Raw genomic sequence first — 12,906 nt, 5'->3', positions numbered from 1 at the left:
AGGCGATCGTCGCCGATATCGACCGGCGCCGCCATCCCTTCCATATCGCGATCGAGAACTTCGGGCACGACGCGAACATCGGCACGGTGGTCCGCACCGCCAACGCCTTCGCCGCCGGCCGCGGACTCGTGGTCGTACCGTGCGCTCGGCCGGGGCGCCGGCGCGAGGCCCGTGGTCGTCCCGGCCGCGCGCTCCGGGTGCCGGGCGGGGCCGGGGCCGGCCGAGGGCGCTACGTTTGTCACGGCACGATCGTAGTGCGGGCGCCCGGCGCGGCTACCGTTCGGTCTGGTCCGCTCGAAAACACCTGTGCCGATTGGTGTTTCTGGGGTGGCGCGGCTTTCGCGGCGCGGCACGCGCGGACAGCCGCCGATCTGTATAGTGGGATTGACATAGCCGTTCGGTATGAATCTGCCGCTCTGTCCGGCAGCGATCCACCCGGAATCCGGCACAGCGTGCGCCGGGACGAACGGTTCCGCTTCGACTCGGTAACAATTGAGCGGCGGGAATTCCGATATTCCTGGCAATATGGGTGCATGACCTCGCCCAGCGACGATCTCGACGTTCCCCGGCGCGTGTCCGGGCGACAACGCAGGCCGCAGGGCAACTCCGCGAAACTCTGGTCCGATCGTGCCGATATGGCCGAGGCCGCCATCGTCTCGCGGCATATCCAAACGCTGTGGCTGCTGCCCGGCACCGCACTCGGGGTGGTGGGCTGGCCCTCGACCCGGCGGGAACGATTCTTCCTGACCTGGCACTACTGGTGGCAGGCCCATCTCATCGATTGCGCCGTCGACGCCGCCAACCGTGCGCCCACCATCGAACGCCGCAAGCGGATCGGGGCGCTGGTGCGGTCGCACCGGATGCGAAATCTCACCGGCTGGACCAACCGCTACTACGACGATATGGCCTGGCTGGCCATCGCCCTGGAACGGGCCGCCCGGGTGCAGGACAACGACGAGGCGCGCGGCGGTCTGGGGCCACTCGAACAGAAGCTTTTCACCGCCTGGAATCCGGCGGTCGGTGGCGGTATCCCGTGGCGGGTCGGCGCCGATTTCTACAATGCCCCTGCCAACGGCCCCGCCGGTATCGCCCTGTCCCGGCTCGGCCGCTACGAGCGGGCGGCCGAAATAGCCGACTGGATCGATACCACTCTGCGCGATCCGGAGACCGGCCTGATCTTCGACGGCATCCATCTTCCGTCCGGTGCGCTCGAACGGCCGGTCTACAGCTACTGCCAGGGGGTGGTGCTCGGCCTCGAGACGGAGCTCGCCGTGCATACCGGCGATCCGGTCCACCTCGATCGGGTGCACCGCCTGCTGGACGCGGTGGAAGATCAGCTGACCACGAACGGCGTGGTCCGCGGCGGCTCCGGGGGAGACGGTGGCCTGTTCAACGGCATCCTCATCCGTTACCTCGCGCTGGTCGCGCTCATGCTCCCCGGGACCGAGCACGAGCAGCTCGCCGATCGGCGGATCGCCGCCCGCATCGTCAAGGAATCGGCGGCAGCAGCCTGGTCGAACCGGCTCGATGTCGAGGGCGAACCGCTGTTCGGTCACGATTGGACGCGCTCGGCGCAGCTACCGGGAAGCACCGCCGGTGCCGGCGGGCTCACTCCGAACGGCGCGGTGACATCCTCCCGGGTCCCCGAACGCGACCTATCGGTACAGCTCTCGGGTTGGATGCTCATGGAGGCCGCCCATATGGTCACCGCGGCGGGGCTGTAGCTCCCGGTGCGGCCGTGGCTCGCCCAGGCGGGGCAGCGGGGTGGTGTCGGCGGTGGCGGTATCCAGCTCGAAATCCTCGGCCGGCTGCGCCATCTCGTGGCGATACTGGCGGATACCGATCACCGTGCCCACGACCAGGCAGATCACCAACGAACCGATCACCAGGGGCATCAACCAGGAGATCTGCTGGATGAAGCTGCCCGCGTAGTAACCCAGCAGCAACAGCACCGGCGCCCAGATGATCGCGCCGATGGTACTGGCGATCGTGTAACGGCGATGATCCATCTCGGCGGCGCCCGCCACCATCGGGCACAGCGTGCGCACCCACGGGATCCACCGTGCGACCAGCACCGCGAGGAAACCGTGCCGCTGCAGCAGTTCGGCCACCCGGGTCAAGTTCTGGGTATTGATATAGCGCCCGTTCTTACGGGCGACGAGCCGGTGGCCGGTCCGGCGTCCGATGACGTAGCCGACCTGGTTCCCCGCGATCGCGGCGACCATCGCGCCCACCGACAACAACCAGACCTGGGTTTCCCCGGTGGCGTGCGAGGCCATGACGATGCCCGCGGTCAGCAGCATGGAATCGCCGGGCAGGAACAGGCCGAGAATAACCGCGCATTCCAGGAAGACGAAGGTCAGAACCACGGTCCAGACCAGCGCCGGACCTGCGGAGATCAGCGGATCGAAACTGCCCATCGCGTAGGGCACGGCCGAGGCGGACACCACTTACCGTACTGGGGTCTCGTTCGCGGCGGCCGGCACGTGGGCCGGCACCACCGGCAGGGGCATGGTGCTGGTGACCTGATTCGGCAGGTCGACGGCCGGCAGTTCGGCGGTGGAGATCAGGGCGCCTTCGAGGGCGGGTTCGGCGGCCGGCTTACGGCCCATCAGGCGCTTGGCCACGGCACTGATACCCGGCAGGATCGAGACGAACACGATGAGCAGGAAGATCGCCTCGACGTGGTCGCGGATGAAGGCCACATTGCCGAGGAAGTAACCGAGTACGGTCACGCCGCCGCCCCAGGCGATGGCGCCGACGATATCGAAGGCGACATAGCGCTGGTAGTTCATCTTCGATACACCGGCCAGCACTGGCATGAAGGTCCGGACGATCGGGACGAATCGGGCAAGGATGATCGTTTTGGGGCCGTGCTTCTCGAAGAATTCGTGCGTTTCGGTCACATAGCTCTTCTTGAAGAAGCGGGTGTCCTCTTTGTTGAACAACGCGGGCCCGATGGCCCGGCCGATCCAGTATCCGCACTGGTCACCGGCGAAAGCGATGAACGTGACCGCGGGCAGGAGCACCCAGATGGAGACCGGCGGGTTCTCCTGGGCAGCCAGCAAGCCACCGGTGAACAGCAGCGAATCGCCGGGCAGCAGCGGGAAGAGCAGACCCGTCTCGATGAAGACGATCACCAGAATCGCCGGTAGCACCGCGTTCTTCAGCCAGGTCTCGGTCAACAGGTGCATCGGGTCGAGCAGTTCGGTCAGAGCCAGATTGCTCGTCACCGCGTCGGTAGCTGCCAGCGCAATCACCCGGCCCACAGTACCGGTTACAGCCGAGCGTGCAGGGTGCGGCGGCGCAAACAATCCCCTTATACCGGATGAATCCCGTCTGCCTTAGGGTATGTGCAGAAACAGACAATCCCGTCTGCCGCACTACACGGAGGTCTTCACAGTGCCGATCGCGACTCCGGAGGTCTACGCCGAGATGCTCGGTCAGGCCAAGGCGAACTCTTTCGCCTTCCCGGCCATCAACTGCACGTCGTCGGAGACGATCAACGCGGCGATCAAGGGTTTCGCCGAGGCGGGCAGTGACGGGATCATCCAGTTCTCCACCGGCGGCGCGGAATTCGGTTCCGGCCAGGGTGTGAAGGATATGGTCACCGGTGCTGTCGCGCTGGCCGAGTTCGCGCATGTGGTGGCCGAGAAGTACGGCGTCACCATCGCGCTGCACACCGACCACTGCCCGAAGGACAAGCTGGACGGTTTCGTGCGCCCGCTGCTGGCCATCTCCCAGGAGCGGGTGAACGCGGGGAAGAACCCGCTGTTCCAGTCGCATATGTGGGACGGTTCGGCGGTTCCGATCGACGAGAACCTGTCGATCGCCCAGGAGCTGCTCGCCGCCGCGACTGCCGCGAAGATCATCCTCGAGGTCGAGATCGGTGTCGTCGGCGGTGAAGAGGACGGCGTCGAGGCCGAGATCAACGAGAAGCTCTACACCTCGCCCGGCGATTTCGAGAAGACCATCGACGCGCTCGGTGCCGGGGAGAAGGGCAAGTACCTGCTCGCCGCCACCTTCGGCAATGTGCACGGTGTGTACAAGCCGGGCAATGTGGTGCTCAAGCCGGAGGTGCTGGCCGAGGGCCAGAAGGTCGCCGCCGCCAAGCTGGGCCTGGGTGCCGACGCGCAGCCTTTCGATTTCGTCTTCCACGGCGGGTCCGGCTCGCTGAAATCGGAAATCGACGATTCGCTGCGCTACGGCGTGGTGAAGATGAACGTCGACACCGATACCCAGTACGCCTTCACCCGGCCGGTCGCCGCCCATATGTTCAGCAACTACGACGGTGTGCTCAAGATCGACGGCGAGGTCGGCAACAAGAAGACCTACGATCCGCGTAGCTACCTGAAGAAGGCCGAGCTCTCGATGGCGGCCCGAGTGGTGCAGGCCTGCGAGGATCTGCACTCCGCGGGACGTTCGATCAGTGCCTGATCGCGCCGTCGCGCTCACCGCGAGATGACGCTCGATCTCCGTGTGCTGGGGCCCGTCCGGCTGTCGGTCGGCGGTGAGCCGGTCGCCGTCGGCGGGCCCAAACCGCGGGCGCTGCTGGCCGCGCTCGCGGTGAACCGGCGCCGCGCCGTCGCGTCGGCGACCCTGGCCGATATGGTCTGGAACGAGGCACCGCCGGACGCCTACGCCGCCAGCCTGCAGGTCTTCGTCTCCAATATCCGCAAGGCATTGCGGAATTCGGGTGTGGACCCGGCCGCCGTCCTACGCACGGAGTCTTCCGGCTATCGGCTCGAGATCCCCGACGACGCCTGCGACCTCGGCCGGTTCGAGGCCGCCCGCGACGCCGGCAATCGCGCCTCCGGCGCCGGTGATCACGTATCGGCGTCGCGATTGTTCGCCACGGCCCTGCGCGAATGGAACGGGCGCGCCCTCTCGGACCTGGCCGGGCTGGGTTTCGCCGACAGTTTCGCCACCGCCATGGAAGAGGAACGGCTGCAGGCGGTTTCGGCGCGGTTCGACGCGGAGATCGCCTGCGGCCGGTCGGCCGCGGTAATCGGCGAACTGGTCGCGCTGACCAACGAGCATCCGCTGCGTGAACCGCTGTGGGGCCAGCTCATCACCGCGTTGTACCTGTCCGAACGACATGCCGACGCGCTGGAGGCGTGCCGGCGGGTGCGGACGGTCCTGGCCGAGGAACTCGGTATCGATCCCGGCCCCGCCCTGCTGGAGCTGGAACGCCGGGTACTGCGGCAGGAGCCGCTGAGCACGGTCGAATTCAAAACCGCCGAGCGGATCGCGGCGGCGATGACGGATACGGTCACCGAGGTGCCCCGTACGGTGCGCAGCGGGCAGCTGCGATTACCGGACGGGCGGCTGGTGCTGGTCGCGCATGGCGGTTTCCGGATCGGCCGGATGACCGACAACGATCTCGTACTCGACGATCCGAAGGCCAGCCGCTACCACGCCCAGATCAAACTGGGCCGGGCCGGCCTCCTGATCGAGGACCTCGATTCGGCGAACGGCGTCTACGTCAACGAGGAACCGATCGACTCCGCCCTCCTGGCCGACGGCGACACCATACGCATCGGCACAACCGTCCTATCCTTCCAAGCCGCCCGCTGAACCACCCGATCACCTCACCACCCACTCCGGGGTGGGGCCCGCCCGGTTCTGGAGCGACGGAGCGGGGGAGCGAAGCGGAGGAGCGGAGGAGTGAAGAACCGGGCTACCCGGGGCCCCACCCCTCGAGACGCGGAGCGTCTCCAAAATCACAGCACGTCGTGGCGGACGATTGTCTGCTCGCGACCCGGCCCCACGCCGATACAGGACATCCGTGCTCCGGAGAGTTCCTCCAGCCGGTGCACATAGGCCTGCGCGTTGGCGGGGAGCTCGTCGAAGCTGCGGGCCCCGGAGATATCCTCCCACCAGCCCGGCATCTCCTCGTAGATCGGTTTGGCGTGGTGGAAGCCGGTCTGGGTGGTGGGCATCTGCTCGACCCGCTCACCGTCCACTTCGTAGGCCACGCAGATCGGCACCCGGTCCAGGCTGGAGAGCACGTCGAGCTTGGTGAGGAAGTAATCGGTGATGCCGTTGACGCGGGTGGCGTAGCGGGCGATCACCGCGTCGAACCAGCCGCAGCGCCGGGCGCGGCCGGTGGTCACCCCGACCTCGCCGCCCGTTTTGGCCAGGTAGGCGCCCGATTCGTCGAACAGTTCGGTCGGGAACGGGCCCGAACCCACCCGGGTGGTGTAGCACTTGAGGATGCCCAGCACCGTGCCGATCTGGTTGGGCCCGATACCGGCGCCCACCGCGGCGCCGCCGGCGGTCGGGTTCGACGAGGTGACGTAGGGGTAGGTGCCGTGGTCGACATCGAGCAGCGTGCCCTGGGACCCCTCCAGCAGCACCGTCTCGCCGCGTTCGAGGGCCAGGTTCAGTTCCAGCCGGGTATCGCTGATGCGGTGCGCGAACTGCTCCGCCTGCGCCAGCACCTCGTCCACCACCTGCTGCGGGTCCAGGGCGCGGCGGTTGTAGATCTTCACCAGCACCTGGTTCTTGAACTCGAGTGCCGCCTCCACCTTCTGGGTGAGGATCTTCTCGTCCAGCACATCGGCCACCCGCACGCCGACGCGGGCCACCTTGTCCTGGTAGCAGGGGCCGATACCGCGGCCGGTGGTGCCGATCTTGTTGTTGCCGAGGAAGCGCTCGGTGACCTTATCGATTGCCACGTGGTAGGGCATGATCAGATGCGCGTCGGCGGAGAGCAACAGGCCGGAGGTGTCGACCTCGCGTTCCTCCAGGCCCGCCAGTTCGTCCAGCAGCACACCGGGGTCGACGACGACACCGTTGCCGATGACATTGCGCACGCCGGGCGTGAGGATTCCGGAGGGGATGAGGTGCAGCGCGAAGTTGTCGCCGTTCGGCAGCACGACGGTATGCCCGGCGTTGTTACCGCCCTGGTACCGCACCACCCACTGCACCCGGCCGCCGAGTAGATCGGTGGCTTTGCCCTTGCCCTCGTCGCCCCACTGGGCGCCGATGAGGACGATTGCCGGCATGGTCGTGTCTCCTACGGGTCGACGCGCAACACGCACCTCGTGCTGCGGCTACCTGCCGTAATGCGGAGGAAGCCGGGAGCACAGTCTACTCGAGGCACCGGAGGTCACCGGGAACGGCCGCTGTACCAGGCCCGTTGTGCGGGTCGGCCGGGGCCACCCTCTACACTCGTGGATGACCGGTCCGAGGAGGGTGTTGGGCGTTTGAGTACCCATGTTCTCCGCTGCGCCGACGCTCCGGTACCCATCGCGCTCGCCGCCGCCCCCACCACGCAGACCGCGGCCGTCCCGGATTCCGCGCTGATCGACGAACTGCTGCCGGTATTGGCGGCCGACAGTCTGCCCCGGCTGATCGTGCTCGGTCACGATGCCGCGCTGGCGGCGGTGCTCACCCATCTGATGCGCACCGAACGTCTGCACGTCGAGGTCGGCTATGTTCCGTTGGAGAACACCTACGCGGCCCAGGCCTACCAGCTCGGCACCGGGAACTCGGCCGCGCGCCGGGCGCTCGACGGGACCGCCCAGCAGGTACCGCTGATCCGCGACGATACGGGCATCGTGTTGGTCGGCCGGGCGGAGATCACCGGAGCGGGCGGCGCACACCTCACCGGTGAGGCCTACGTCGACGACACCCGGCTGTTCTCCGGCGAGGTGCGGGCGATGTTCGTATCCCCCACGCTCGAGATGCCGGGGGTCCGGGCGAGCGTGCCGCGCCGCTTCCGGCGCCGTCGCTGGATCGCCGGCCGTGCCGCCCAGCTCGGCACCCCCGCGGCCGTGATCACCCGCGACGGCGTGCCGAGCGATAGGACGGTGCCGCGGTCGAGTTTCTACCGCTACCACGAGCCCTGGTTGCTGGTTCGATGATGCCTGCCCCGGACTTGCGCCGCGGACTCCGCGGCCCGGATGCCAACCTTTTCCCGTCTGCCTCTGCGGGGCGGCCGTGACCGGCGGGGTTTCGGCATTGCGGCGCGGTGCCGTGCGGCCCAGTCCGGTTTTCCTGCTGGTAGTGCTGCTGGCGGTGGCCGGCGGGGTGTTGGCGTGGGGCGCGGAGCTGGACTCGGTTCAGGCGAAGGCCGGGGTTTTCATACTGGTCGTATTCGGCTGGGTCGTGAGTTTGTGCCTACATGAATTCGCCCACGCTTATCTGGCCTGGCGCGCCGGGGACCGCGAAGTGGAACTGCGCGGCTACCTGACGTTGAACCCGCTCAAATACAGCCATCCGCTGCTGTCGATCGTGCTGCCGATGGTTTTCATCGCCTTGGGCGGAATCGGATTGCCCGGTGGCGCCGTCTACATCCACGCGCATCAGGTGCCGCCGCGGACCCAGCGGTTGATCAGCGGTGCCGGGCCGGCCGTGAACGCCGTCTGTACCGTGCTGCTGTTGTCGATCATCGCGCTGTTCGGCAGCTCCGAACAGCATCCGGCGTTCTGGTTCGGACTGAGTTTCCTGGCCTTTCTCCAGGTGACGGCGACCCTGCTGAACTTGCTCCCGATACCGGGCCTCGACGGATACGGGATCGTGGAACCCTCGCTCAGCTACCAGACCCGCCGCGGCCTGGATCAGTTCAAACCGTTCGGCATGCTGATCCTGTTCGCCCTGCTCTTCACCCCCGCGATCAACCAGGTGTTCTTCGACGCCGTCTACGCGCTCTACGACCTGTCCGGGGTCCCGGAACAGTGGTCCCGATACGGCGGATATCTGACCAGGTTCTGGGCGTAACCCCGAGCAGGCCCGCCCGGCGCGGCGCCGGCCGGACGGGCCCGGATTCCCCGCCCGAGCCGGCGTCCGGGTATCCATACGATCGGCGCCGGGCGAGGCGCCTCACGTCGGCAACGCGGCGTCCGGGAGGGGTCCCGGCCGAACCGGGGTAATCGGTTCGGCCATGTTTCACATTAGTTCAGCGCGGCCGGATGGGCACGGGTAGTCCACTACTCGTTATTTCCGTGTCGCCGGGAACGCTGCGCCGCAACGGTTTCCGGCGGCACCGGCAAATCGGCAGCGAACGGGCACGCGGTCACTTCTGCGGTGTGACATAGGGGTTCGGCACCGTCGGCGGCAGCAGCGCCAAGGCCGAGATCCGTTGCACCCCGCATACCTGCATGAGGTCGACCAAGGTCGAGCGGATCTGCGCGAAAACCACATGCGCGGAGAGTCCCGCCCCGGCCACCAGTTCCGGCCGGGCCTGTTTGGCCACCGACCGCAGGGCGCGAGCCGCCTCGGCGGCGTCGGGTTGCTCCCCCGGATCGTTCAGCACCATCCGCCGGACCACATCCACCGCCGCGGCCAGCCGCTCCACCTCGTCGATCAGGCCGGGGTTGAGGATTTCGTCGTCGCGCACCATCGTCAGCGAGCGGCGCAGCAGGACCCGGGTGTTGCGGACCGCGTTGTCGAGTGGGTCGGCCGCCGCGCGCAGGCGTTCCAGCCTGCCGCGCGAATTCCAGTACAGCGGGGAGATCCGGCTCACCTCACGGCCGCCCTCCAGCGTTTTGCGCAGCGAATCGAGCTGCTGCTGGGTCGCGCGGACCGCGGTGAGCGCGTCGTGGATCTTGCCCGGATCCTGTTCCAGCAGGCCGTGCCCGCAATCGGTGAGCGATTTCCCCATCACCCCGAGAATCGCCGCCGCCTGCTCACGCGCCCGGCGCACCGGATGCAGCGGCAATGCGGCGACGACCACCACGCCCACCAGACCGCCGATCAGCGCATCGACCATCCGGGACAGGCCCGCGCCGGTATCCGGTGGCATCAGCGTTGCCACCAGAACGGCCGAACCGGAGGCCTGGATACCGATGATCGGCCCGCCGTCGAGGAATATCGCCAGCGCCATGGCCGCCGCCACCACCAGCGCGATCTGCCAGACCCCGGTACCCACCTGCGAGATGAACAGATCCCCCACGCCGATACCGACCGCCACCCCGACCACCAGTTCCAGCGAACGGCGCAGCCGTGCCCCGAACGCGGTACCGATCGAGACGACAGCGGCCGTCGGCGCGAAGAACGGCAGCGGATGGCCGACCACATCCTTGGCCAGGAACCAGGCGAGCGCCGCGGCCAGCGAACACTGCAGGATCGGCAGCGCCGACAGCCGCAGGCGGGTCCAGGAACGCCGCATGCGCTCGGCGCCGCGGGCCCGGGCCCGGGAAATCCGTGAGGTCGGGTCGTTCACTGCCGCGCGATCGATCAGTCGAGACCGAGTTCCCCGGCGGCCCGCGGATCACAATCCTCGAGCAGATCCAGGCAGCGGGCGTACTCGTCGGTTTCGCCGATGATCTGCGCCGCCTTCGCCAGCACCGCGACACTGCGCAGGAAACCGCGGTTGGGTTCGTGCTCCCACGGGACCGGGCCGAAACCCTTCCAGCCGTTCCGGCGCAGCAGGTCCAGTCCGCGGTGATAGCCGGTGCGGGCGAATGCGTAGGCGGCCACCACATCGTGATTCACCGGTTCCGCGGCGTCCGCGGCGCGTTCCAGGGCGGCCTCGGCCAGCGTCGCCCACGCGATCGAGGCGGCCGGATTCTCGGCGGCCACCCGCACCGGATCGGTGCCCGCGTCGAGCGCGTCTTCCGCCGCATGCAGTTCAGGAAGGAGTACGGGTTGCGGTCCGAGCAGATCACCGAACGAGGTCATGCGGTTCATTGTGCACGGCTCCCGGGATTGCTCGATAGGCTGGCCGTCTACGCCACATTCTGTTCGCCCAGCAACGAGGGGTTTAGGTGCCGCACCCGACCGACGACGAGAAACCGACGCGCTCCGACTCCGGCTCCGGTTCACCCACCGCGACGCCGGACCCGCAGGACACCGGTTCGCAGCCCTCGCGGGCAGCCGAAGCGGTGACCTCCCGGATCCGCCGGGCGTTCGGCCGTGACGCCGCGGCCGGCGAACCCGCACCCGGGGAAAGCAACGCGCCCACCGAGGCCATCCCCCGCGCGTCGGCGACGGGCGGCAGCGCGGCGAGTCCCGGTGCGACGACACCGCCCGAAGACGAGGCCGAGACGGAAGTGATCCGTAAGGACGACGCGCAGCGGTCCGGGAAATCCGGTGTCGCGGCCGCCTCGGCCGACCGCGATTCCGCGGCGTCGGCGCAGGGGGCCGCAACCGAGTCGGGGCACAGTGACGCCGATGCCGGACTGCAAGTGGACGCCGCGACGGAGTCCGCCGGAACCGATGTGGCATCGGAGGGTGATGGTGTGAGTGAATCGGGTGCCGTCGAAAATCGTTCCGCGGAAACCGGGTCGGGTGCCGATTCCGGTGCCGCGCCGGAGGGCGCGGCGCGGGCGGGCGGCTCGGTGGACGACTCCGCATCCGCGACCGGTCCGGACGCCGGCAGCGTTGCGGAGCAGGCGAATGCCGCAACCGAAACCGCAGCACCGGGATCCGAGGCGACCTCCGGCGGTACCGGTTCGAAGGCAGCCGCGGACGATGCCCCGGCTCGGAAGACAATTCCGGCGAACGACCCGGCGGCCGATACCGAGCCCGACCTCACCTCGGCGGGTGCCGGGACCGGCCGCGCTGGTGAGACGACTGCCGGTGCAGAGTCGGACGCCGCACAGAACACATCGGCAGAGGCCGCTGATGCGGCGGCCACCGAAGTGGAAACCGGAACAGCGGATGGTCGGCCGACGGGCGCGGTCGCCGCCGGTGCCGCCACGGAGCCGGCGGAGTCGTTCGACGAGAGAAGTGTCACCGCGCCGGCCGAAGGTGCTTCTGACACGGGAACCGCCGCCCCGGCCGACGGCCGATCCGGAGCCGGGACGGCAGCAGCGAACGCCGGTGACACCACCGCTGCGGCGGAGTCACTCGGCGAGGAGTCCGCCGCGGCGTCGGCCGAAGGCAGCCCCGGCAACGAAGCCGCCCCGGCCGCCGCCCGATCCGGAGCAGCAGCAGAGAACGGGAAATCAGCGGACGCTCCGGCCGGGAGCCAGGGTGCCCCGGAGGCCGAAGCTTCCGGCGGGAACTCAGAGACCCCCGAGTCTGCGAATCGGGGGACTGCGGATCTCGCCGCCGTGAGCGAAGGCGCTGCCGCCGCGAGCGAAGGCGCTGCCGCCGCGGGTGACGGCGCTGTAGGTGTGGGCCGCGACGCCGCGGGCGCAGACTCCGTGCACCAGGACTCCGCGCGACGCGACAACCCGAGCGGGGAACCCGGGGATGTCCGAGCTGTGGAGCACGAATCTGTGGGCAGCGAAGCCGTGGATCAGGAATCTGCGGGTAGCGAAGTCGGGGGTCAGGAATCTGCGGGTAGCGAAGTCGCGGATCAGGAATCTGCGGGTAGCGAAGTCGCGGGCCGGGGGCCTGTGGGTGCGGAGGCCGCGGGCGGCAAAGCCACGGGCGAGGGCGCCGGTCGGGAAGCTGCGGGGGCCGTTGGCGGCAATGCCGCAGGCACGCGTCAGGGATCTGTGGATGCGGAAGCCGCGGGCGGCGAGGACGTGGTCGTCGCGAATGGTGAGGCCGCGGGCGCGGTTGCGGGCGGCGCGGTTGCCGGGGCAGTCGCCGCGGGTTCGGCAGCTGTGGACGCGGAACATGCGGGTGAGAAAGCCGCGGAGGCACAGTCCGAGGATCGGGGCACCGGGGCGGAGGCCGCGGACGCCGGGCCTGATATCGCCGGCGACCCGGATCAGGGTTCGGCAGGCGGGGAGGCGCGCACGGTTGTCATCCCGCGACAGCCCCGGCCCGACGACGCGCAGACCGTCGCCATGCCGGCGCAGCGCCCGGATCCCGACGCCACCGCACGGATCGATATGAACCAGGTGCGGAAGTCCGGCCGGGCGGGGCCGGCCCCCCGCCGGCCCCCCCCCCGGCACCCCCCCCCCCCCCCCGTTCCCAAAATCCCCCGGGGCGGCCCGCCCGCCGGCCGGGCCCCGCCCCCGGCCGGCCCGCAGGGCCCCGCTCGCACCGACCGGGTGGGCC

General features: G+C 68.9%; 10 protein-coding genes and 2 pseudogenes. 6 read left to right on the top strand and 6 right to left on the bottom strand.

Annotated features, from left to right (window positions below; translation table 11 throughout):
* A pseudogene (locus tag QH276_RS20860) lies at nucleotides 1-242 on the bottom strand (hypothetical protein); the annotation flags it as partial.
* Between the two features lie 393 nt (nucleotides 243-635).
* Between QH276_RS20860 and QH276_RS20855 the strand changes: the two are divergent.
* Entirely contained in the window at nucleotides 636-1,724 is a 1,089-nt protein-coding gene (locus QH276_RS20855; RefSeq protein WP_280400561.1) for a glycoside hydrolase family 76 protein, read from the top strand.
* A gap of 60 nt (nucleotides 1,725-1,784) precedes the next feature.
* Here the strand turns inward: QH276_RS20855 and QH276_RS20850 are convergent.
* Together QH276_RS20850 and QH276_RS20845 are read right to left on the bottom strand one after the other, a co-directional pair.
* A pseudogene (locus QH276_RS20850) lies at nucleotides 1,785-2,420 on the bottom strand (DedA family protein); the annotation flags it as partial.
* 30 nt (nucleotides 2,421-2,450) lie between these two features.
* On the bottom strand, nucleotides 2,451-3,194 hold the full coding sequence (locus tag QH276_RS20845) for a DedA family protein (protein ID WP_280400560.1): 744 nt from the start codon (nucleotides 3,192-3,194) through the stop codon (nucleotides 2,451-2,453).
* A gap of 208 nt (nucleotides 3,195-3,402) precedes the next feature.
* Between QH276_RS20845 and fbaA the strand changes: the two genes are divergently transcribed.
* Nucleotides 3,403-4,437 carry a class II fructose-bisphosphate aldolase gene (gene fbaA, locus QH276_RS20840; RefSeq protein ID WP_280400554.1) on the top strand — a complete coding sequence of 345 codons (1,035 nt, stop codon included), beginning with the start codon at nucleotides 3,403-3,405 and terminating at the stop codon, nucleotides 4,435-4,437.
* A 24-nt stretch (nucleotides 4,438-4,461) separates the two neighbouring features.
* Nucleotides 4,462-5,577, top strand: a complete 1,116-nt coding sequence (locus QH276_RS20835) for a BTAD domain-containing putative transcriptional regulator (protein ID WP_280400553.1) — start codon at nucleotides 4,462-4,464, stop codon at nucleotides 5,575-5,577.
* Between the two features lie 146 nt (nucleotides 5,578-5,723).
* Here QH276_RS20835 and QH276_RS20830 read toward each other — a convergent pair whose 3' ends face one another.
* Nucleotides 5,724-7,010, bottom strand: coding sequence for an adenylosuccinate synthase (locus QH276_RS20830; protein WP_280400552.1), 1,287 nt, complete (start codon nucleotides 7,008-7,010; stop codon nucleotides 5,724-5,726).
* Nucleotides 7,011-7,211: 201 nt separating this feature from the next.
* Between QH276_RS20830 and QH276_RS20825 the strand changes: the two genes are divergently transcribed.
* Together QH276_RS20825 and QH276_RS20820 are read left to right on the top strand one after the other, a co-directional pair.
* The gene (locus QH276_RS20825) at nucleotides 7,212-7,871 is read left to right on the top strand and encodes a hypothetical protein (RefSeq protein ID WP_280400551.1); all 660 of its coding nucleotides are present in this window, start codon (nucleotides 7,212-7,214) and stop codon (nucleotides 7,869-7,871) included.
* Nucleotides 7,872-7,947: 76 nt separating this feature from the next.
* Nucleotides 7,948-8,727 carry a site-2 protease family protein gene (locus QH276_RS20820; RefSeq protein ID WP_280400550.1) on the top strand — a complete coding sequence of 260 codons (780 nt, stop codon included), beginning with the start codon at nucleotides 7,948-7,950 and terminating at the stop codon, nucleotides 8,725-8,727.
* Nucleotides 8,728-9,022: 295 nt separating this feature from the next.
* Here QH276_RS20820 and QH276_RS20815 read toward each other — a convergent pair whose 3' ends face one another.
* Nucleotides 9,023-10,171 carry an FUSC family protein gene (locus QH276_RS20815; RefSeq protein ID WP_280400549.1) on the bottom strand — a complete coding sequence of 383 codons (1,149 nt, stop codon included), beginning with the start codon at nucleotides 10,169-10,171 and terminating at the stop codon, nucleotides 9,023-9,025.
* A gap of 14 nt (nucleotides 10,172-10,185) precedes the next feature.
* The gene (locus tag QH276_RS20810; protein WP_280400548.1) at nucleotides 10,186-10,629 is read right to left on the bottom strand and encodes a DUF3151 domain-containing protein; all 444 of its coding nucleotides are present in this window, start codon (nucleotides 10,627-10,629) and stop codon (nucleotides 10,186-10,188) included.
* 86 nt (nucleotides 10,630-10,715) lie between these two features.
* On the opposite strand from QH276_RS20810, the gene QH276_RS20805 reads away from it, so the two are divergent.
* Nucleotides 10,716-12,906, top strand: a 2,191-nt coding sequence (locus QH276_RS20805; protein WP_280406863.1) for a hypothetical protein, incomplete at its 3' end; no start/stop codon positions are given.

This window comes from Nocardia carnea (assembly GCF_029869215.1).
GTDB classification, from domain to species: Bacteria; Actinomycetota; Actinomycetes; order Mycobacteriales; family Mycobacteriaceae; genus Nocardia; species Nocardia carnea_B.
Note: the sequence above shows the minus strand (reverse complement) of the source record. Positions and strands in the feature narration are given on the sequence as shown.